Below are 20,368 nucleotides of genomic sequence, written 5' to 3'. Positions count from 1 at the left end.
ATGCCTCAAACGGCTCATTTTAAAGATAAAATTCGTTTCCAAAAACATAAAAAAATGGCAGACGAAATTGCTAAAATATACCCGCTTTCTCCCAATGTTTATGAAGCTTTTTGCCAAAGTGAACGTGAACTTTTTGTCCCTCAGGGCATGGCATTGCACGCCTACAGGCTCGATGCGCTTCCCCTCGCATCCAACCAATGGATTAGCTCACCGCTTACGGTTGCAAAGATGACAGAAGTACTGTGTACCAAAGGAGCTGACAACGTCTTAGAAATAGGGTGTGGAAGTGGGTATCAAGCACTCATTTTAAGTAAGGTCATTCGTCGTGTTTTTACGATTGAACGCATTGAAAGACTTTTAACAGAAGCCAGAGAGCGTTTTAAACTCTTAGGTATTACCAATATTCATACGCGTTTTGATGATGGACAAAATGGATGGAGAGAATTTGCTCCTTATGATCGCATTCTCTTTTCTGCTTCAATAAAAGCTGTGCCAAGTAAAATTTTTGAGCAACTCAAAATAGGTGGTATTCTTGTTGCACCTATTGAAAAAGGACATAAGCAGATTATTACGCGTTTTGTTAAGACAGAAGAGGGCATCATTCAAGAAAGCCTTGATGAATGCCTTTTTGTGCCTGTTTTAAGTGGAAGAGAGCATTAACTAAAAGGCTAAACGCCTTTTAGTATTTTTTGACAATTTGTTTAATCAATAACTGAGGGGTTACCAGTCCTCTGTAGTCATTACGTGAAACCGTAAACAGGATATCAATACGCTCACCTTGCTTCGCTTTAACATCGTAGTTAAAAAATAGGGCTTCCAGCGCATTACTTCCTTCTTGCAAAATAAGTTTAAGATGCTGCCCATCTTTACCGATTAAACGATCTACTTTTACGAGAATATCACGCAATAAAAAGCTTGGCTTAGGGTTCTTTTGTCCATAAGGTTCTTGATCTTCTAAAATTTCAAGTAACTCAAAATCAATTTGATCGGCACTGATTTCACCTAAAAGATCACTATCAGATTCTAACTCTTCTTGGCTATATTGGCTGGACGCTTTTTCAACATTGGCTTTAAAGAGTTCCAGATGTTTCACTTCAATAGAAACACCAGCAGCACCTTTATGTCCACCATAACCCAATAAAATTTCCTCTTGGGAGCGGATTAATTCTAGGATATTAACATCACCAACCCCTCGAGCACTTCCTTTTGCTTTATCATCTTTGATTGAAAAAACAATAGCAGGCTTTTTGAAGCGTTTAGAGAGCCTAGAAGCGACGATCCCGACGATGCCCTCATGCCACTCTTCTCCCCATGCGACGATGATATTTTCACCCTCTTTAACATAAGGAAGCGTTGATTCAAACAAGAGGCGTTCTTCTTCTTTACGCGCTTCATTTAAAGAGACAATATAATCAAGCTGCTCAAGTGCTTCATCAACACTTTTTGACTTTAGAAATTCATACGAAAAAATAGCATCTTCCATGCGCCCTGAGCTATTAATCAGTGGTGCAATTAAGAAAGAGATATCATCTCCTTCAAGTGTTGCTTTCCCATAATAACGCTTAATAGCTTCAAAAGCAGCTCTATGTGAGCGATTAAGCTCAACAATACCCTTTTTGACCATCACGCGATTCATACCGACCAATTCCATCATATCAGCCATAATAGCAATACACAGTAAATCTAAAAAACTCGAAAGATCATATTCCACACCCATCTCTTCTTTGAGTGCCGCCACAAGATACCACGCCACCTGTGCACCACAGATCTCACAATGTGGGAAAGCGCAATCTTCTTGTTTAGGATTTACAATGGCATAGGCTTCAGGTAAAACGGAAGGTATGTTATGGTGGTCTGTGATAATAAGATCAATGCCTTGGTCTTTGCAAATATGTGCCGCTTCAATAGCTGAAATGCCGTTATCAACGGTAATAATAACATGCACGTCTAGCTTCGCAACAATTTCTGGATTAAGTCCATATCCATCGGTGAAACGATTGGGAATAATTAACGAATAATCGACTCCCAAATCATCAAAAAATTGGCTTAAAATAACCGAAGATATAACACCATCAACATCATAGTCACCGACGATAGCAATGCGCTCTTTCTGGCGAATAGCATCGACGATGCGCTTTGATGCACGGGTAATATCTTTTAAAGAGGAGGGCTTAGGGATTTCGCCTAGACGGGTACAACAGTCATTCTCAAATCTACTTTTTAAAATCTGCCTAATATCCTCTTTTGTCAATAACCTAGCCATTTTGGCGCTGTGTCAAAGCCGCTTTAGCAAACGCTAAAATGGTTTTGTTCGGATTGGTTAAACGTGATGTGAACTCTGGATGGAATTGAACACCTAAAAACCATGGGTGTCCTTTAAGTTCTACCGCTTCAATCAAACCATGGCTTTCGCCACTAACGATAAGGCCTGCTTTTTCAAATGCTTCTCGATAAGCAGGATTTGCTTCATAGCGGTGGCGATGGCGTTCACGTATCGTTTTTTCACCTTCGTACACTTCACGTAGCAACGAATGTGCTTTTGTTTCGCACTCATAACCACCTAAACGCATTGTGCCACCCAATGGGCTTTTTACCGTACGTAGTTGTTTTTGTCCGCTCGCATCAATGAATGAGTCAATTAGATAAATAATAGGATTTTTACATGTAGCATTAAATTCAGCCGAGTTTGCATCTTCAATATGCAAAACATTGCGAGCAAATTCAATCATGGCAAGTTGCATTCCAAGACAGATACCAAGATACGGGATTTTATGCTCTCTTGCATAATTAATAGCCGCCATTTTACCGACAACACCACGTTCTCCAAAACCACCAGCAACTAAAATGCCATCGACATCCGATAAAATATCTTCACATCCCTTATCTTCAATCATTTCAGAATCAACCCAACGAATTTTCACTTTTGCATTGAGGTGTGCACCCGCATGAATCAAAGACTCGGTTAGTGATTTATAAGACTCTTTTAAATCCAAATATTTTCCAACAAAAGCAATCAATAGCTCATCTCTAGGAGCAATAACACGCTTCACTAAAATATCCCATTCATCCATATGAGGTGTGAGTTCACCAAGACCTAAAGTCTCTGAAATAGGAGCTAAAATGTTCTCTTTTAAAAAGTTAAGCGGGACTTGATAAATGGTTGTTGCATCCAAACATTCGATAACAGAGTTGCGTTCAACACCACATGAAAATGCTAGTTTATTTTTAAGCTCTTTAGGCAAGGGATACTCTGAACGACAAATCAGCATATCAGGCGTTATACCAATACGGCGCAACTCTTGAACGGAGTGTTGTGTCGGTTTGGTTTTAAGCTCTCCCGCTGCTTTGATAAATGGAACTAAGGTCAAATGGATATTCATCGCGCGTTGTTTTCCAAGTTCGCTCTTAAGCGATCTAATCGCCTCTAAAAAGGGTAACCCTTCAATATCGCCTACGGTTCCACCAATCTCGACAATTAAGATATCTTTGCCTTTACCCGCTTCTTTAATACGACTGGCAATTTCATCCACGATATGAGGAATAACTTGAATTGTCTTTCCAAGATAATCCCCTCGGCGTTCTTTTTCAATGACGGAGGAGTACACACGCCCTGTGGTGAAGTTATTCGCTTGAGTTAAATTTTCATCGAGAAAACGCTCGTAATGTCCTAAATCAAGGTCCGTTTCAGCACCATCATCGGTTACAAAAACTTCACCATGCTCCAATGGGCTCATGGTTCCAGGGTCTACATTGATATAGGGGTCTGCTTTGAGAATGCTGACTTTAAAACCAACATTTTTTAATAGTGTGGAGATACTTGCTGCTGCAATACCTTTACCAAGTGAGCTTAAAACGCCACCGGTAATAAAAATATACTTCGTTTCATGGTTGGACATAATCTTTCCGCCTCGTTATTTTTTAATGGCAAGATTATATCCAACTGAAGCTAATAAAGGAATTATTACCTTAAGAGCATTTGTCGTGAAAATAGTTCGTTGCTTCTACGAAACCTTCGATAGAACCGCAGTCAAAGCGTCTGCCTGTAAATTTATACGCAATCACTTTTCCCTGTTTTGCGAGCTCTAAAAGAGCATCGGTAATTTGAATCTCACCACCTTTTCCAGGCTTAGTATTTTCAATAATATCAAAAATATCCGGTGTTAATATATAACGGCCAATAATCGCTAAATTGGTTGGTGCATCTTTGGGGTCTGGCTTTTCAACCATGTTGGAAACTCGAAGTACGGACTCATTTCCATCCACAATTTTTCCATCAATCACACCGTATTTGTTCGTGTCTTCTTTAGGTACTTCTTCAATGGCAACAACCGCGCAACGATATTTCTCATACACTTCAACCATCTGCTTAAGCACAGGGTCACCATCCGCATTGTCGCATAAGTCATCCGCCAAGATAACCGCAAATGGCTCGTCCCCAATCAATGTTTTACCGGTCAAAATGGCATGTCCTAAACCTTTCATTTCAACTTGTCGGGTATAACTGAAGGTACAATTATCAATCAAGTTACGAATTTCAGTCAGATAACTCTCTTTTGAAGTTCCCTTAATTTGATGTTCAAGTTCATAACTCACATCAAAATGATCTTCAATAGCGCGTTTCCCACGTCCTGTAACAATCGCCATAGTGTCAATTCCCGCACTAACAGCTTCTTCAACACCATACTGAATCAAAGGTTTGGTCAAAACAGGTAACATCTCTTTAGGCATCGCTTTTGTCGCAGGAAGGAACCTTGTACCATATCCTGCGGCTGGGAAAAGGCACTTTTTAACTGATTTAAGACTATTTATTTTACTGTATTTTGAGATACTAGACAACGTATCGCTCCTAAAAAATTTAATGTGAAATTTTAGCTTAATTTTTCTCTTTTTACGATTAGAGTGTAAAAATTAAACACCTTGATAGGCACGACTCATAAAGGGATGTATTATCATGCTTTTATCATAAAAATTTTGTTACGCTATTTTGCATATGCACATCATAAAAAGGTATCTTATGCTTAAACGCATCTTTTGGACAGTTAGTATAGCGTGTACACTTCTTTTAAGTATTGTAATGTTTGGTACATTTATGGGGTTACCAACCTCTCTTATTATCTTCATCGCTCTCATACTTTTTATATGCACGCTTGGGATACTCTATATCAAGCTTATTCAACCTCTCTCACAAGCGATTACATTACTGTCTAATCTTAATTTACGTGACAAAGAGAAGAGGGTTGAAGCACAAAAAGCGTTTTTACATGTAACCAATCAAAGCAGCCTTATCCAGTCACTTTTTAGTAAGCCGTATGACTTAATTGCTCTATTAATTGATTTGAGTGAAAACTACTCACAAAGTGCAGGCAAAAACTCTATTGCAACAGCTCAACTGATGTATTCTATTGATACCATGTCGCATAAACTAGAAGAGAAAGCAAAATCTATTGGAGAAATCTCTGCTTCAGCACAAAATATCTTCGAACATGTCAATCGCGTGAGTGCGAATTCACAAGAAGCATCCTCTTTTGCGAAACTCTCCATGAGTGAAAGTCGAAAAAGCATTGCAGAACTCAATGAAATTATTGCAAATATGTCCAATATTAATGTTCAAACAGCCGACGCATCCTCTAAAGTGAATGACCTTAAAGAAAAATCGCTCACCATTCAAAACGTTACAACGGTTATCGATGATATAGCAGATCAAACCAACCTTTTAGCCCTTAATGCCGCAATAGAAGCCGCTCGTGCTGGAGAACACGGGAAAGGGTTCGCCGTCGTAGCAGATGAAGTCAGGAATTTAGCAGAACGTACCTCTAAATCAACCAGTGAAGTTACCTTGATCATTAAGCAAATTCAACAAGATACCAATGATGTATTTGCCAGTATTGAAGCATTGCGCAACGAAGTAGGGCGCGCATCCGATAAAGTACAATTTGTGGGTGAAGAGATTAAGCTTTTTATTCAAAATGCGGAAAAAATCGAAGAACAAATCGCGACTATTGCCCAAAGCTCTGATTATAACAGTGATCAGTTGCTCACGATTAAAGATGCGATTTCTAAAATCAGTGACCAGCTTGAATCGGGTACAAAAGAGATGAAAGCCATATCAGGTCAAACGCAAGCCATTATTACAGGGGCTGAAAGTGCACATGAAAACTTAAGTGCATTTGCGATGGACGAATACCATGAAAAGATGTATCAAAAATGCCTAGAGGCAAAGAAACAGGTTGAATCACTCTTTGAGACGGCTATTGACAGTGGCAAATTAAGTATAGATGATATTTTTGATACGAATTTTAAACCAATCCCCAATACCAATCCTCAAAAATATTCTACCAGATACGATTCGTTTACCGATCAAACGTTCCCTGCAATCGTTGATACACTCATGAAAGAAAACGCTGAATTACTCTTCTATGCTGTTGCGATGCATAAATCAGGATATATTTCAACGCACAATGCGCGTGCGCCGCTCACAGGCAATTATGAAAAAGATCTTTTTGGAAATCGCTCTAAACGCATCTTTACTGACAGTGGTGTAAGAGGTGCAAACCATGAAAAACGCGTCCTTTTGCAAACTTATCGTAGAGAAAATGGTGATATTATGCATGATATTTCAATCCCAATTTATGTCAAAGGCCGTCATTGGGGTGGATTTAGAATTGGCTACCGCCCCAAATCTTAACCTAGCTCCATAATTAATTTTATCTTTTAAGCTTAATTTTAAATAAAAATATACTTTATCACCTTTTATTTTCATGTAAAATAAAGTGTAAAAAAGTTACTTCACTGAAAATATAAAAATATTTTTTTTATCATAATTGACTTTTAATTTTTTTGTTGATATAATTCCGAAAATTTAAAAGGAGCTACAAATGTTGAAGAAAATCAATCTATTAACCGCTGGTGTTGTTATGACACTTATTAATGCTCTCTTGTTTATCGCAGGTTTTGTCTATTTAACATTGAGCCAATCACTTTAAAAAACATGAAGTAAAGCCTGACAAGCGAGTCAAACGAGCTTGTCTAAGGCTTAGTATTTCCATCCTCACCTAACATTTCACGCATTTTTCGCTCCATCCTCTTTTCAAAAGCTTCATTAGATGGCGAATCTTCACACGCAAATTTTGCCTTACCGTAAAGGACACATCCTTTATCGCCAGGGTCGCACTCTTTATGAATAATGTCACATACTCCCTCGACATCGTGGGGACACGTCCAACCACCTTGATTCATTTCGTAGCCTTTTTACATGTAATGTTTTGCAAGTGTACTGACGCCACCGACAATAAATTGCACCGCAATAGCTCCTACAATAAGCCCCATCAAACGGCTGACAATTTTTTGCCCAGTAATGCCAAGATAGTGCCTGATATAAATACTGTTCTTAAAAGCAAGATACACACTTAAAGCAACAATCAGATACGCCAATACAAGTGCCGCAATAGATGCAATACTTTCACTATGTCCACGCAAAATAATGACGGTGGCAAAAATCCCAGGGCCAAAAGTGATAGGAATACCCAAAGGAATCACTGAAAATTCATCATTTTTAATCGCTTCAGCACGCTCTTCCTCGGTTTGATTTTTGGACTCCATCGAACCTTGTACCATCTTAATCGCCGTAAGAAGTAAAATAATGCCACCCATTACTTTAAGAGAATCAATCTCAATTCCAAAAAGATTGAGGAGAAAATTCCCCGTTAAAAGAACGACAAAGAAAGCAACAATAATGGTCATTGTTGCTTTTCCTGCAATTTTAGTGATATGCTCTTTGGTCGTACTTTGAGGTAGGAGCGAGAGCATGATAGCACTCACTCCCAAAGGATCGACAATCGCCATCATTGTAATGGTATGTTGCAATAACAGATTGAAAAAGTCTGCCATTATGCCTCTTCAGTTTTCAATACAGCACCACTGCTTGCATTGGTAACAAGCTGTCGATACTGTTTGAGCCAACTTCCTTGAATTGCTTTTAGTTTCGGTTTAAAGCTCGCTTTACGACGCGTAAGTTCATCTTCATCAATCAATGCTTCAATGGTATAAGCATCCACATCGATTTGAATCGTATCGCCATCTTGAAGCAATCCGATAAGTCCACCCTCAGCCGCTTCAGGACTGACGTGACCGATACTCAATCCTCTGGTAGCACCCGAAAAACGTCCATCGGTAATGAGCGCCACATCAGCCCCCAAACCCATGCCCATAATTAAACTCGTTGGAGAGAGCATCTCTTGCATACCAGGACCACCACGAGGACCTTCGTAACGAATCACTACTACATTACCCTTGGTAACTTTTCCACCCACGATACCCGCTAATGCTTCTTGTTGGGAATCAAAACAGACCGCTTTACCGATAAATTGGCGCGCTCCTACAATACCTGCCGTTTTGATAACACAGCCTTCAAGAGCCAAGTTACCAAATAAAATCGCAAGTCCCCCCACTTTTGAGTAAGGATTTTCAAGCGTATGAATGATGGCGGTGTCTTTAATATCAGCATTGGCAATGCGCTCGCCAACCGTTTCACCCGTTACGGTTAAATTATCTAAATATAAAATGCCATTATCACGTCTACTAACCTCTTTCATGACAGCATTCATGCCACCAGCACGGTTGATGTCTTCCATATGAACGGTTGAGAGAGACGGAGAGATTTTAGCGATGTGAGAAACATTTTTGCTGATCTCATTAATGTCTTTAATCGCAAATTTTACGCCTGCTTCTTTGGCAATCGCCAACATGTGTAAAACCGTATTGGAACTTCCACCCATAGCCATATCAATCGCAAATGCATTACGTACGGCTTTTTCATTCAAAATATTTCTAAGCTTAAAGCGATCATCCGTGGCAATTTCACAAATACGTTTAGCAGCAGCTCGTAAAAGCACCTCTCGCTCAGGGGTTAAAGCGGGGATAGTGCCATTGCCTGGAAGTGCTATACCCATCGCTTCCATGAGGGTATTCATACTGTTGGCGGTAAACATTCCCGAACAGCTACCACCACTTGGGCAGGCATTGCACTCAATATCCGTCAGTTCAGATTCGGTAATATCTCCTTTTTCAAACTTACCAACCGCTTCAAAAGCAGAGTTTAGATCAAGAGGTGCTCCCTCTTTCGTATAACCTTTTTTCATCGGTCCACCGCTCACAAATACCGTTGGAACATTGACACGAAGTGCGCCCATAATCATTCCAGGAACGATTTTATCGCAGTTTGGAATACAAATCATTGCATCCAACATGTGCGCGTTCATCATTGTTTCAATGGAATTGGCAATAATTTCACGGCTTGGAAGGGAGTAGAGCATACCATCATGTCCCATTGCGATACCATCATCAACACCTATTGTATTGAACTCAAACGGAACACAGCCATTCTTGCGAATTTCATCTTTAATGATGACGGCATACTCATGCAAAAAGAAGTGACCGGGGATGATGTCAATATACGAATTTGCGACACCAATAAATGGTTTATTAAAATCTTCATCTTTTAGCCCAGTTGCTCGAAACAAACTTCGATGAGGCGCTCTGTTATACCCTTTTTTTACCTGATCACTACGCATCATGCTTCCTTAAATATTTTTCAGAAATTATAGCAAACCCTCACTAAAAAACTTTACATGTAAAAAAAATTACGTAAATCACTTTACATTATCAAAAAAAACTGCTATACTCTCATCTCTTTTTTAAGTGCGGGAATAGCTCAGTGGTAGAGCACAACCTTGCCAAGGTTGGGGTCGCGAGTTCGAACCTCGTTTCCCGCTCCATTTAGTTTAAGTTAAAAAAGAAACGCGTTGCCCGGATGGCGAAATTGGTAGACGCAAGGGACTTAAAATCCCTCGGGAGTTTTTCCTGTGCCGGTTCAAATCCGGCTCCGGGCACCACCTTTATGATTCGGTGGCGATATAGCCAAGCGGTAAGGCATGGGCCTGCAAAGCCTTGATCCCCGGTTCGAATCCGGGTGTCGCCTCCACCTTAATACTTAAATACAATACATTCTTTATCTGTCGGGAGATGGCAGAGCGGCTTAATGCGGCGGTCTTGAAAACCGTTGAGGGTAATACCTCCGGGGGTTCAAATCCCTCTCTCCCGGCCACTCCTTTGAGTTCACCCAAAACATAATCTTAACAGCAACTTTACAAAGCCCTTAGTAAACATACTATAGTATTACACAAATAAAACATGCTATTGAAAAATCAGCCAAAGTATTTTCCATAAGGTTTTTGATGAGAAGACATCCTTTAAAGAATCAAAACTCCGTAGAACAACTTTTACAATTACAAAGCTTATTTGATACCGCACAGTCTTTGTACCTCAAAGGCCAATTTGAACAAGCGCAAGCTTATTACACTGAAATATTACAAATAGATCCGTACTCATTTGAAGCTTACTATCGACTTGGCAATACGTTAGAAGAACTACATCAGTATGAAATGGCTTTAGAGAATTACGATAAAACACTTACGCTTCATCCAAATCATGCCGACGCTCATGCACATCGTGCCGTCGTGCTAAAAATACTACGAAAATTTGATGAAGCGCTACAAAGTTATGATAAAGCTATAAGCTTAAATCCTCACTACGCAATTTTACATTCCAATCGTGGAAATATTTTACAAATGTTACATCGATATGAAGAAGCTTTGGAGAGCTATGATAGGGCTCTATTGTTACAACCCTCTTATGCCGATGCGCATTCTAATCGAGGAATTACGTTATACACACTGCAAAGATATGAAGAAGCATTAGACTGTTATAACAAAGCAATTGCGCTTAATCCAAAACATGCCGATGCGTATGCAAATAAAGGAGCTACGCTTACAAAGTTGTATCGATATGAAGACGCTTTAGAAAACTACAATCGCGCTATCGCTTTAAAGCCACAGCTTGCCACAGCGTATTCTAATCGTGGAAATACGTTAAAGGCATTACAAAGATACCATGACGCCTTAGAAGATTATAATCACGCCATTGCTATCAATCCAAGATTTCCTGGGGCATATAGGAATAAAGCGTTACTTCTCTTGTTATTGGGCGATTTAAAAAAAGGGTTTGATTTGTACGAATGGCGGTGGTATAAAGATGATTTTACTTCATTTGCACGCAATTTTTCACAACCCCTTTGGCTAGGAAAAGAAGATTTAAAAGATAAAACACTCCTTATTCATGCAGAACAAGGTTTAGGTGACACCATACACTTTTCTCGCTATATCGAACGATTAGCTCATCTTGATAGCAAAATCATTTTTGAAATCCCAGAACCTTTATACCAATTATTTCATCAATTCAAAGGGGTTCATCACTTCGTTTTAAAAGGTGATGTCTTACCGCATTTTGACTATCATTGCCCGTTGATGAGCTTGCCTTTAGTCTTTCAAACATCTTTAGATAATATTCCTTGTTCCATGCCTTATCTAACAGCTAATATTCACAAGAGAGATTATTGGAGAGAAAAACTCAAGCATCTCATCAAGCCAAAAATTGGACTTGTATGGAATGGTAGCCCCCTGCATAACAACGATCATAATCGCAGTCTCGCTTTATCGCTATTGTTAGCTTATTTACCTCAAAGATTTGAATATATTGCCTTACAAAAAGAGATACGAGCAAAAGATAGACCGATACTGCAAAACAATCCACATATTCACTGTTTTGAGGATGAATTAAATGATTTCACCGATACGGCTGGACTTTGCGATTGTATGGATTTAATCATCAGTGTCGATACAAGCGTAGCTCATTTAGCATGTGCCATGAACAAAGAAACGATTATTTTGCTACCCTTTGTACCCGATTGGAGATGGATGAGCGATAGAAGCGATAGTCCATGGTACCCTTCCGCACAATTGATGCGACAAACAAAAATCAATGATTGGGATAGCTGTTTGGTGCAGTTAAAGGCTTTTTTGGACGATAAATTTCACTAAATAACGATTCGTGTATTTAGAAGTTCTAAATACACGAAATGATAAAACATCATTATGATTGTTGAAGTTGTTGGAGTTGTTGGTCGAAAAATTGCTCAAGTGTCTTTTTATCTTCTGCGTTTAATTTCGATTTTTCATGCATGAACGTATAGCTTCCTAATGGCATTAAGCCATTATTGATAAGCTGTTTTGCACGTTCAATTCTTTTTATTCTTATATCCGCATTGATATTTGCCCATGTTGAGAAATTAAGCGCTTTTCTTCCCTCATCAATATGGTCAGCCATAAACCAAGAAATAGGTGCGACATTGTGATACCAAGGATATGTTGTTTCATTGGAATGACAATCAAAACAGGCTTTTTTGAGAACCACCATCGCTTTGTCATCCGCTTTTAATGCAATTCTTTCATCAACTTTTGGATTATTAAAATTGGGGCGTATAAATTGAATCACTATCACAAGAGCAAATAATCCAAAAAGTATTTTTTTCATCGAAAGCTTCCTTAAAATTAAAATATCATTATTTTAACACGCAAGTATAAACAAAAACCAAATTGTTAAACATTGATGACTTCCACTTTGATGGACTTAAACGCTGCCGTTAAGATAAGTTCATCACATCTGTCGCCAAAAAGAGTGTTGATGTGTGAATTGGCATGATGAAAGGTGCAAAAAAGCGTTTTGGGTTGGACTTTATCGGTCAATTTGACTCTCAGTGGTGCGCTTTGCCCATACGGCGTTTTTAAAATTACTTTTTCACTGCTAAAATCAGCCACGTCGTTTTCATTGACCAGCAAGATGGTCTCATCGTAACGTTTGTTGAGTTTTTCACAGCGACTGGTTTGAGAAGCGTTATTGTACTGCGCAAGGGTTCGCCCCGTCGTGAGATGATACCCTACAAGTCGCTTTTCACTCAATTCTTGCACCATGCCTCGTAGTTCATATTGGTGGTAATGAAATCTACCATACCCATCTTCCGTTCGAAAGTCCAGTTGATGCAACACAGGCGTATCTTCGGTATGCACAGGCCATTGAAGCCCACGCACACGGTGACGCTCAAGCCGATTGTAGCTTGCCCCTGAAAAACGTCGGTACGCCACTTCGCGCACTTCATCCCAAATCTGTTTGGAATCTTTGTAGTTGTACTTTCCGCCCAGTTTAGTATCAATCAATTGAATTACTTCCCAATCGTCTGGCAAGTCCGATTTCACGAGCGGTTGCGAAAGATGCAGCCGTCGCATAGCATTGACATAAACACCTGTTTTTTCATATGCCGATTTGACGCCCACGACAATGTCTGCACGTTTTGCGATTTCCGTCATAAACAGCTCTTGAACGAAAATAAACTCCAGTGTATCGAGTGCGGCATTGACTTTATTGCTATTGGGATGCACATGCGTCAAGTCTTCACCCATATTGATTACCGCTTTAATACGCCCTTCAAACATTGCCTCCACGAGTTGCGGTGTCATCAATCCAATCTCTTTAGGCGTTTGATAATCGGGGTCGTAGTAAGGAAGCATACCCATATCGCACGCCCCTTGGACGTTATTTTGTCCGCGAAGAGGCATCAAGCCTGCGCCCACTTTTCCAATGTTGCCTGTCATGAGTGCAAGGTGCGTGATTGCCATGACTGCGTATGAACCGTCAATGTGCTCCGTAATGCCAAGCCCCCAGAAAATCATCGACTTTTTGAGCGCATATTCGCGTGCCACTTTGGGAATCAATTTGCTTAGGTATTCATAACCTTCAATCGTTTCAAAATACTTCGGATTGGCAAAAGGGTCGTTCAAAATTTTCTCTTTAAACGCATCAAATCCAAGCGTGCGATCTGCTAGGAAATGCTCATTGTAAAGCTCTTCGGTGATGATGACATACGCCATCATATTTAAAATCAGTAGATTAGACTCGTGAGGAATGATGCCTTTGTATTTTGCCAAACGATGCAAGGTAATTTCACGTACATCAAAGACGGCTAAATTATCGTGCTTCGTTGCCATATCGACGATACGATTGGAAATGATGGGGTGCGCTTCGGTGGTATTGGAGCCAATGACAATCATAAATTCTGCTTGATAAATATCGTTGTACGGATTGGTCGCAGCACCCTCGCCAATGGTCGTGCGCATCCCTTTAAGGCTAGGCGAGTGGCAGATGCGCGCACAGTTATCAACATGGGGAGAGTTTAACGTGTGGCGAGTAAATTTTTGAAGCAGGTATGAACTTTCGCACGAGGTTCGCGCCCCACCGATGGAACAGACACTTTTTTGCCCGTATTTCTTTTGAATCTCGTGAAGTTTCATCGCTGCTGCAGTGGTTGCGGCATCCAGTGTGGTTTCAACCCATTCTTCATCCAATTCGTTTACATGTAAAGCGATGGCTTCGTAAATGGCAGGGTTATTCGCTAAAAAACGCTTGCGAATCCGTGGCGTTCTGAGACGATCGGGGGCATTGACAAACTCAAAACCGTATTTGCCTTTGACACATAAATTGCCCTCTGAAACGACACCCTCAGGGTGAGCAAAAATGCTTTGAATCGTATTGTCTTTGACGTTGGCGGCAATATCACACCCCACACCACAATAAGTACAAACGCTGTCTATGACTTCCATTTGCTCCATGTTTTATTCACCTTTGGTATAGTAAAAATCTCCGTGAACGGATTCATTTTTAATTTTTTTAATAGCACTCGCTTTGAGCGCATCGTAACGTACTGCATCTATTTTTTGCTCAATCATCGTCGCTTCTTTATCTTTACCAGAGACCTCTGTATTTAAAACTTCGCACTCTTTTTTGGTCAATCGCTTTTTAAGAAGCAGTGCCAGCTCTTCATCGCTTTTTGTAAGTTCACGCTTCTCACCCATCACCATCTGAATGATTTTTCGAGCCTCTAATTCATTTAATTTCATGCTAACCTCTTGAAGTAATTGTGCGTATTATAGCCTAACGAAACTTTTGCTATACTCACCTTTATTTGTTACATAAAGGCATGCTATGATTATTTATATTCACGGATTTGGCTCAAGCGGAGAGGCAAGTAAAGCGAAACTGCTTCGTGCATATTGCCAAAAAGAGGGTATTCGTTTTATTGCACCATCCTTGCCCACCATTCCCGATCTTGCGATTAAAACACTCAGCGAACTGATTGAATCCTATCAAGAACCTGTGTATCTAATGGGCTCATCTTTGGGCGGCTATTACGCGCTTTATCTCAGCGATAAGTACAACCTTAAAGCCGTGCTGATTAACCCCGCCATCAATGCCCCTGAGACACTGGAGCGCGCCATCGGACATGGGGTGAATTATTACGATAACTCAGCGTACGAGTGGAACGAATCGCATCTTGAAATGTTAGAGAGTTACGAGATTGAAGAACCCAATCTTGAGAACCTGCTCGTCTTGCTTCAAACAGGCGATGAGGTACTCGATTACGAAGAGGCGTTTGATGTTTTAGAGGGTGCAAAAATAATCGTAGAAGAGGGTGGCACTCACAGTTTTGAAGGACTAGAGCGCCACTTTGAGACTATTCGACGTTTTTTCGGCGTCGCTTTAAAATTGTAATATTATTGAGTAACTTGACCGCATAAAGCGTTAAAACCGTTCCAATGATGATGAAAAGATCGACTTTTTCACCTAAAAAAACGGCACTGAGAATGATCGCCGAAAACGGTACCAAAAAGACGAACGAGCTCACCTCGGCAGCGCCTAATTTTTCAATACCTAAGAAAAAGATCGTATTGGCAAAGGTAGACGCTGCGAGAGAGATCAACAGCGTGTTAAGCCAAAAAATGCCATCAAATGATGCAAAAGGTATCGTGCTCACATCGACAAAGAAAAGCCAATCAAAGACAACGGACATAATGTACATGTAAAACGTAAACACGATGGGCGAAATCTTGGTTGATTTGGAACTGATAATCGTCAAAACTGCCCACAAAATAGCCGCCAATAAAAAATAGAGATTGTGAATCACTAAAATATGGGCTAAATCAAACGTCCAAATATGCAGCATCGTCAAAACTCCCACCGCACCCAAACCTAGCGCAAACAGGTCTTTAGAACTCACTTTTTTAGTGCCTAGTAACGCTAAAAAAACAAACGTTAAAATAGGAATCATCGTCGTCACCATCGCACCACCCAAAGAGGCCGTACCAAACTTCGTTCCAAGGTAATAATATTTGTTGTAAAAAATCAATGCCAACGCCGCCAATACAACCAACCCAAAGCTTTTAAGGTCAATTTTGAACGAATGCTTAAGCCACACAATGATGGGAATCATCGTAATCGCCGTAATGCCAAAACGCAAGAAAATCATCTCAAAAGCGCTGATGTAATGTCCTAAAACTTTCACATTGACCCACGAGCCACCCCATGCAACCATCGCAAGAAACAGTAAAAAAAAGAAAATATTTTTTTGTGTCATGGAAACTCCTTGGCGCGAATTTTACTCTTTTTGGTTGTCGTTATATAGAATGAAATTGCTTTTTATAACACATTTTCATTTAGGAGCGTACTTTTTTTCTTCCTATGCGAATGTTATTGAGAAGTTTCACTGCCCACAGCGTGAGAATGGTACCCAACACAATAAACAAGTCCACTTTTTCATCCAAGAAAATGGCGCTGAGAATAATCGCTGAAAACGGCACCAAAAAGATAAACGAGCTTACCTCCGCCGCACCCAGTCGCTCGATGCCCAAAAAGAAAATGGTATTGGCAAAAGCGGTTGAGAGAACAGACATGCACAGCATATTGAACCAAAAAGATGTATCGTACGTATGCGATAGTATCGTATGTGTATCAATCGCAAAAATCCACACCAAAACAACCATCACAACGTACATATAAAAACTAAAAATAATGGGCGAAACCTTCGTGGCTTTGGAGCTGACAATCGTCATAATCGCCCACAAAAGAGACGCCACCAAAAAATACATATTTTGAATCACCAAGATATGTTTTGCGTCCAAGCTCCAAACATGCAGCATCGTTAAAACGCCTACAGCCCCTAAAGCTAGCGCAAAGGTGTCTTTTCGACTCACTTTTTTTGAACGCAATAGCGCCATTAAAATAAAAGTATTAATCGGAATCAGTGTCGTCACCATCGCGCCACCCAGCGATGCCGTACCAAATTTAGTTCCTAAGAAGTAATAATTCATGTATGCAATCATCACCAGAGCTGAAACAACGGCTAACGCAAAGCTTTTGGCATCAATTTTAAACGATTTTTTCAGCACGATAATAATCGGCACCATCGCCACGACTGTGATGAAAAAGCGTATAAACATCATTTCATACGCATTCACATAATGGCTGATGACTTTCACATTGACCCATGAGCCGCCCCATGCAATCATCGAAATAAACAGTAAAAAGAAAAATAGATTTTTATTTGCCATGCAAACTCCTTGCGCGAAAGTTTACAGCTTTTTGACTCAAGAATATAGAATAAAATTGCTTTTTTGAAGCAGTGTTTTAGGGGAATAGCCATAAATCTTGCGGAAATTGCGGATGAAATGCGACTGGTCACTAAATCCTGCTTGCAGTGCGGCATGGGTGAGTGAAGCGCCTTCAAGGACCAAAGACTTGGCTTTATAGATGCGCTCTGAGAGAATATATTGGTGCGGTGTGATGCCCATGTGGTCTTTAAAAAGCCTGACAAAATGGTACTTACTGAGCATCGCTGTTGAAGAGAGTTCATCGAGTAAAATCTCATGGTCAAGGTTTTCATGAATGTATTCCACAACCATCGAAATACTCTTTTTATTTTTACATGTAAAAGGGTAAGGAATGGTCTTGTGTGCGTAATGCGTGATGAGATACGAAAGGGCATCCATGAGTTTAATCTCTGAGCTCATCGCCTCTTCTTTGGCATAAACACTGTGAAAAAAGTGGCGCAAGCGTTGATAGAGTGTCATATCTTCAATGATGTGTTTTTCAAAAATAACCATCTTGGACTCGCCATACATCTGCTCGTATAAGTTGCTGAGAAGTTCACTACTAGGGTAAAAGTTAGTGTATTGCCATGCGTGCGAATCACCATAATGCACTTCACCAGGGTTGATAATCCGTGTGGCGTATTGATAAGCACAACTGGTTTTGTGTCCATGAACCGAAGACTCAAACATACCATCATGCGTCAGCCCAATGGTGTAGGTATCGTGAAAATGGCTCGTAAACGTGCCGTTGGAATGGATGATATTTTCAAAAACAGTGTCGTGCAATAAAGAGGGTTTCATGACAAAATTATACCCGAAATGTGCTCATTAACAATAGAACAAAGTTGCGCTCTAGTACCGTGAAAATTTCACAGCTATCGCATTGCCTTCGATACCACTGAGACGATTCCATGAAGCACCGAGTTTTGTGTAATGCACGTAAATCAGAGCGTCCGCTCCTTTTTTCAACGCTTCTTCTTTAAGTTTGGCTTCGACCTCGGCTTGCGTTGGCTCTTCTCCCCATGGATTGAGTTTGGTCACACTCGCACTTAGCTCACCTAAACTCTTATAAGGTCTATCGGTAATATCAAGTTCGTACATCAAAATAGAAGAAGGAAGCGTCATTTTTACTTCTGTTTTTTCAGTGGGCGCAGGTGCCTTTTGACTCCAAAAATTCATATTAAGGGAACACCCTGAAAAAAGTGCGACACAGGTTGCCATTACGATCCATTGTCTCATGAAAACTCCTTCAAAAAATAGCGAATAGTGTACCATGTTTTTTTACATGTAAAATAAACAAGCAAAGCCTAAATCTGTTGTAAACGCCTTAAAATCATGGCGCGTGCCACGAAAATACCGCTGAGGCATCCATATAAAAAGCCAATGCCAAGACTAAAAGAGAGCTCATGCAAAAGAGGAAGTTCGCGAGCAATGATAACACCTACGATAAATTTAATCCAAAAAATAAGCATCATCGCAACAAACCATATCCAACTACCTTTGAGGGCAAAGGCATTTTGTTCATGCAGATACATAGCGTGATAAAATGCTTTAATGCGAATTCCAAGAAACGACATAAGCATCATGCCCAGTAACCACATCAAGAGACTAGCATTTATCCCAAACGATGAAATGACACTGTATAAAGAGAAAAGAACCATAAAAAGCGGTACGATAAGGGCTCTTTTAAATGAGACGATATGGTCTTTGCTTTGTTGATACCCCAGTATAACCAATGCGATAAAAATTACAAACACATATAACGGGATATGTTTTATAAATTCCTGCATGGCGTTCCTTCTTTAAATAGTGAAAAGTATTATAACGCAAATCGACTTTTGCATCTTTTGAGCCTGAATTGAGATATAATAATTTACGATTAACCTTCTTGGAATAAGGTCAAAGAATGCTCAAAATACTCTTGTCTTGCTTTTACATGACAGCACTTCTTCACGCACAAAACAGTCTTTCACCCATACCCAAGTTTAATCACATCCATGATGTCAAAGTCGTTCAAGCCTTTGATATTCCTACCCTCAAAGCCAATTGGAAATCGCGCATTGAAGTGATGCGAATAGAAGGGGATGTCCCCATTATTGATGTGGAGTCTTCTTTTAATGCTCAAAAATTCAACCCCAAAGAGTATGCCGGGTTGATGGATAAACTCCATGTAGCGCTCATTGCTTTTTCACCCCAAGTTTCAACCAAAGAGTTTGAAGACCATGCAAAAACGTGGGATGATTCCGTACATCGCCTGATTGAAATCGACCCGTACCGTTACGTGCCAACTACTACCGCGGGTATCTATCCTGTGTGGACGCAAGAACCGTTGGATTTTGCAAAAGAGAGCACATCCCGCGCTGTACAAGAAGCTTATCCGTTATTGGGAGAATTTGAGTTTCGTCACTATCCTTCACCACGACAAGCCAAGCGCAATGAAACCACTAGAGACGTTAGTATTCCTATTGACTCGCCCGCAGCGCACGAACTCTTTCAGTTCTCAGAGCGTACGCGCATTCCTTTTGAAATTCATTATGAAATTGAAGATGGGCTTTTAGCACCGCTTGAAAAAATGCTTCAAACCTACCCTCGGTCTAAAGTCATTTGGTGTCATTTGGGGCAAATTCGTTACAGCGAGCGTGCGAAACACTACTCTGCCGCCTATGTGAGAGAACTCATTGAGCATTACCCCAATTTGCATTTTGACCTTGCCTTTGGCGATTGGAATTCTATTTATCCACCGAGCAAAGAACATCAAGCAACCTTGTGGGATACAGAGAACAAACGCCTTAAATCCGAATGGATTAAACTCATCGAAGACCATCCTTATCGCTTTTTGATGGCTTTTGATATCGGTGGTGACCGTCAAGGAAATTTAGAAGATAAAGTACGCGTTGCACGCGAAATTTTAAGCAACTTCTCTCCAAAAATTCAGGAAATTCTTGCCTATAAAGCTTTTTGGAGACTTGTGTTTCAAGAGGATTTTAAATAATCCAAGG

19 protein-coding genes and 4 tRNA genes are annotated in these 20,368 nt (G+C 40.2%); 9 read left to right on the top strand and 14 right to left on the bottom strand.

The window, feature by feature from the left end; translation table 11 throughout:
- Entirely contained in the window at positions 1–660 is a 660-nt protein-coding gene (locus AC5SLP_RS09440; protein WP_495254904.1) for a protein-L-isoaspartate(D-aspartate) O-methyltransferase, read from the top strand.
- Positions 661–679: 19 nt separating this feature from the next.
- Here AC5SLP_RS09440 and recJ read toward each other — a convergent pair whose 3' ends face one another.
- The 3 genes from recJ to galU all read right to left on the bottom strand — a co-directional run bounded on the left by recJ (position 680) and on the right by galU (position 4,836).
- A complete protein-coding gene (gene recJ, locus AC5SLP_RS09435) occupies positions 680–2,263 on the bottom strand; it encodes a single-stranded-DNA-specific exonuclease RecJ (protein WP_495254903.1) in 1,584 nt (527 codons plus the stop codon).
- Complete coding sequence (gene pyrG, locus AC5SLP_RS09430; RefSeq protein WP_495254902.1) at positions 2,256–3,896, bottom strand: CTP synthase; 1,641 nt, start codon at positions 3,894–3,896, stop codon at positions 2,256–2,258. The genes recJ and pyrG overlap by 8 nt, the downstream gene beginning before the upstream one ends.
- 70 nt (positions 3,897–3,966) lie before the next feature.
- Positions 3,967–4,836 carry a UTP--glucose-1-phosphate uridylyltransferase GalU gene (galU, locus tag AC5SLP_RS09425; RefSeq protein WP_495254901.1) on the bottom strand — a complete coding sequence of 290 codons (870 nt, stop codon included), beginning with the start codon at positions 4,834–4,836 and terminating at the stop codon, positions 3,967–3,969.
- Positions 4,837–5,014: 178 nt separating this feature from the next.
- Between galU and AC5SLP_RS09420 the strand changes: the two genes are divergently transcribed.
- Positions 5,015–6,685: a methyl-accepting chemotaxis protein gene (locus AC5SLP_RS09420; RefSeq protein WP_495254900.1), complete on the top strand. Its 1,671-nt coding sequence runs from the start codon at positions 5,015–5,017 to the stop codon at positions 6,683–6,685.
- 341 nt (positions 6,686–7,026) lie between these two features.
- Here AC5SLP_RS09420 and AC5SLP_RS09415 read toward each other — a convergent pair whose 3' ends face one another.
- From AC5SLP_RS09415 to ilvD, 3 genes are read right to left on the bottom strand one after another with little or no spacing between them, the layout of a single operon-like run.
- Positions 7,027–7,236 carry a hypothetical protein gene (locus AC5SLP_RS09415; RefSeq protein ID WP_495254899.1) on the bottom strand — a complete coding sequence of 70 codons (210 nt, stop codon included), beginning with the start codon at positions 7,234–7,236 and terminating at the stop codon, positions 7,027–7,029.
- Positions 7,237–7,248: 12 nt separating this feature from the next.
- Positions 7,249–7,887, bottom strand: a complete 639-nt coding sequence (locus tag AC5SLP_RS09410) for a MarC family protein (RefSeq protein WP_495254898.1) — start codon at positions 7,885–7,887, stop codon at positions 7,249–7,251.
- Positions 7,887–9,569 (bottom strand): dihydroxy-acid dehydratase, encoded by a 1,683-nt coding sequence (gene ilvD, locus AC5SLP_RS09405; protein ID WP_495254897.1) that lies wholly within the window; start codon positions 9,567–9,569, stop codon positions 7,887–7,889. The genes AC5SLP_RS09410 and ilvD overlap by 1 nt, the downstream gene beginning before the upstream one ends.
- Before the next feature lie 129 nt (positions 9,570–9,698).
- On the opposite strand from ilvD, the gene AC5SLP_RS09400 reads away from it, so the two are divergent.
- The 5 genes from AC5SLP_RS09400 (at position 9,699) to AC5SLP_RS09380 (ending at position 11,933) form a co-directional block, all read left to right on the top strand.
- Positions 9,699–9,773 (top strand) — tRNA-Gly (locus AC5SLP_RS09400).
- 29 nt (positions 9,774–9,802) lie between these two features.
- Positions 9,803–9,890: transfer RNA gene (locus AC5SLP_RS09395), tRNA-Leu, on the top strand.
- Between the two features lie 15 nt (positions 9,891–9,905).
- A tRNA-Cys gene (locus tag AC5SLP_RS09390) sits at positions 9,906–9,979 on the top strand.
- A gap of 35 nt (positions 9,980–10,014) precedes the next feature.
- Positions 10,015–10,102 (top strand) — tRNA-Ser (locus tag AC5SLP_RS09385).
- Positions 10,103–10,232: 130 nt separating this feature from the next.
- Entirely contained in the window at positions 10,233–11,933 is a 1,701-nt protein-coding gene (locus AC5SLP_RS09380; RefSeq protein WP_495254896.1) for a tetratricopeptide repeat protein, read from the top strand.
- A gap of 52 nt (positions 11,934–11,985) precedes the next feature.
- On the opposite strand, the gene AC5SLP_RS09375 is transcribed toward AC5SLP_RS09380, so the two are convergent.
- From AC5SLP_RS09375 to AC5SLP_RS09365, 3 genes are all read right to left on the bottom strand, one after another.
- Positions 11,986–12,426 carry a heme-binding domain-containing protein gene (locus tag AC5SLP_RS09375; RefSeq protein ID WP_495254895.1) on the bottom strand — a complete coding sequence of 147 codons (441 nt, stop codon included), beginning with the start codon at positions 12,424–12,426 and terminating at the stop codon, positions 11,986–11,988.
- 65 nt (positions 12,427–12,491) lie between these two features.
- Entirely contained in the window at positions 12,492–14,555 is a 2,064-nt protein-coding gene (locus AC5SLP_RS09370; protein ID WP_495254894.1) for a molybdopterin oxidoreductase family protein, read from the bottom strand.
- A gap of 3 nt (positions 14,556–14,558) precedes the next feature.
- Complete coding sequence (locus AC5SLP_RS09365) at positions 14,559–14,843, bottom strand: hypothetical protein (protein ID WP_495254893.1); 285 nt, start codon at positions 14,841–14,843, stop codon at positions 14,559–14,561.
- Between the two features lie 85 nt (positions 14,844–14,928).
- On the opposite strand from AC5SLP_RS09365, the gene AC5SLP_RS09360 reads away from it, so the two are divergent.
- Entirely contained in the window at positions 14,929–15,495 is a 567-nt protein-coding gene (locus tag AC5SLP_RS09360; RefSeq protein ID WP_495254892.1) for a YqiA/YcfP family alpha/beta fold hydrolase, read from the top strand.
- Here AC5SLP_RS09360 and AC5SLP_RS09355 read toward each other — a convergent pair.
- From AC5SLP_RS09355 to AC5SLP_RS09335, 5 genes are all read right to left on the bottom strand, one after another.
- Positions 15,458–16,357 (bottom strand): DMT family transporter, encoded by a 900-nt coding sequence (locus AC5SLP_RS09355; protein ID WP_495254891.1) that lies wholly within the window; start codon positions 16,355–16,357, stop codon positions 15,458–15,460. The two genes, AC5SLP_RS09360 and AC5SLP_RS09355, sit on opposite strands and share 38 nt — an antisense overlap.
- A gap of 79 nt (positions 16,358–16,436) precedes the next feature.
- On the bottom strand, positions 16,437–17,330 hold the full coding sequence (locus AC5SLP_RS09350; protein WP_495254890.1) for a DMT family transporter: 894 nt from the start codon (positions 17,328–17,330) through the stop codon (positions 16,437–16,439).
- Between the two features lie 36 nt (positions 17,331–17,366).
- Positions 17,367–18,170, bottom strand: a complete 804-nt coding sequence (locus AC5SLP_RS09345; protein WP_495254889.1) for a helix-turn-helix domain-containing protein — start codon at positions 18,168–18,170, stop codon at positions 17,367–17,369.
- Between the two features lie 51 nt (positions 18,171–18,221).
- Positions 18,222–18,608 (bottom strand): hypothetical protein, encoded by a 387-nt coding sequence (locus AC5SLP_RS09340; protein WP_495254888.1) that lies wholly within the window; start codon positions 18,606–18,608, stop codon positions 18,222–18,224.
- A 68-nt stretch (positions 18,609–18,676) separates the two neighbouring features.
- A complete protein-coding gene (locus AC5SLP_RS09335) occupies positions 18,677–19,159 on the bottom strand; it encodes a DUF6622 family protein (RefSeq protein WP_495254887.1) in 483 nt (160 codons plus the stop codon).
- A gap of 116 nt (positions 19,160–19,275) precedes the next feature.
- Here AC5SLP_RS09335 and AC5SLP_RS09330 point away from each other — a divergent pair, with 116 nt between their 5' ends.
- The gene (locus AC5SLP_RS09330; RefSeq protein ID WP_495254886.1) at positions 19,276–20,361 is read left to right on the top strand and encodes an amidohydrolase family protein; all 1,086 of its coding nucleotides are present in this window, start codon (positions 19,276–19,278) and stop codon (positions 20,359–20,361) included.
- The last annotated feature ends 7 nt before the right edge of the window (positions 20,362–20,368 follow it).

It is taken from the genome of Sulfurospirillum sp. E15m (assembly GCF_059415145.1).
This window is presented reverse-complemented; position numbering and strand designations above follow the sequence as displayed.

Excerpts from the sequence above, each read along its gene's own strand:
- AC5SLP_RS09440 (WP_495254904.1), top strand. The coding sequence starts at position 1 with ATGCCTCAAACGGCTCATTTTAAAGATAAAATTCGTTTCCAAAAACAT.
- recJ (WP_495254903.1), bottom strand. The coding sequence starts at position 2,263 with ATGGCTAGGTTATTGACAAAAGAGGATATTAGGCAGATTTTAAAAAGT.
- pyrG (WP_495254902.1), bottom strand. The coding sequence starts at position 3,896 with ATGTCCAACCATGAAACGAAGTATATTTTTATTACCGGTGGCGTTTTA.
- AC5SLP_RS09420 (WP_495254900.1), top strand. The coding sequence starts at position 5,015 with ATGCTTAAACGCATCTTTTGGACAGTTAGTATAGCGTGTACACTTCTT.
- AC5SLP_RS09415 (WP_495254899.1), bottom strand. The coding sequence starts at position 7,236 with ATGAATCAAGGTGGTTGGACGTGTCCCCACGATGTCGAGGGAGTATGT.
- AC5SLP_RS09410 (WP_495254898.1), bottom strand. The coding sequence starts at position 7,887 with ATGGCAGACTTTTTCAATCTGTTATTGCAACATACCATTACAATGATG.
- ilvD (WP_495254897.1), bottom strand. The coding sequence starts at position 9,569 with ATGCGTAGTGATCAGGTAAAAAAAGGGTATAACAGAGCGCCTCATCGA.
- AC5SLP_RS09380 (WP_495254896.1), top strand. The coding sequence starts at position 10,233 with ATGAGAAGACATCCTTTAAAGAATCAAAACTCCGTAGAACAACTTTTA.
- AC5SLP_RS09375 (WP_495254895.1), bottom strand. The coding sequence starts at position 12,426 with ATGAAAAAAATACTTTTTGGATTATTTGCTCTTGTGATAGTGATTCAA.
- AC5SLP_RS09370 (WP_495254894.1), bottom strand. The coding sequence starts at position 14,555 with ATGGAGCAAATGGAAGTCATAGACAGCGTTTGTACTTATTGTGGTGTG.
- AC5SLP_RS09365 (WP_495254893.1), bottom strand. The coding sequence starts at position 14,843 with ATGAAATTAAATGAATTAGAGGCTCGAAAAATCATTCAGATGGTGATG.
- AC5SLP_RS09360 (WP_495254892.1), top strand. The coding sequence starts at position 14,929 with ATGATTATTTATATTCACGGATTTGGCTCAAGCGGAGAGGCAAGTAAA.
- AC5SLP_RS09355 (WP_495254891.1), bottom strand. The coding sequence starts at position 16,357 with ATGACACAAAAAAATATTTTCTTTTTTTTACTGTTTCTTGCGATGGTT.
- AC5SLP_RS09350 (WP_495254890.1), bottom strand. The coding sequence starts at position 17,330 with ATGGCAAATAAAAATCTATTTTTCTTTTTACTGTTTATTTCGATGATT.
- AC5SLP_RS09345 (WP_495254889.1), bottom strand. The coding sequence starts at position 18,170 with ATGAAACCCTCTTTATTGCACGACACTGTTTTTGAAAATATCATCCAT.
- AC5SLP_RS09340 (WP_495254888.1), bottom strand. The coding sequence starts at position 18,608 with ATGAGACAATGGATCGTAATGGCAACCTGTGTCGCACTTTTTTCAGGG.
- AC5SLP_RS09335 (WP_495254887.1), bottom strand. The coding sequence starts at position 19,159 with ATGCAGGAATTTATAAAACATATCCCGTTATATGTGTTTGTAATTTTT.
- AC5SLP_RS09330 (WP_495254886.1), top strand. The coding sequence starts at position 19,276 with ATGCTCAAAATACTCTTGTCTTGCTTTTACATGACAGCACTTCTTCAC.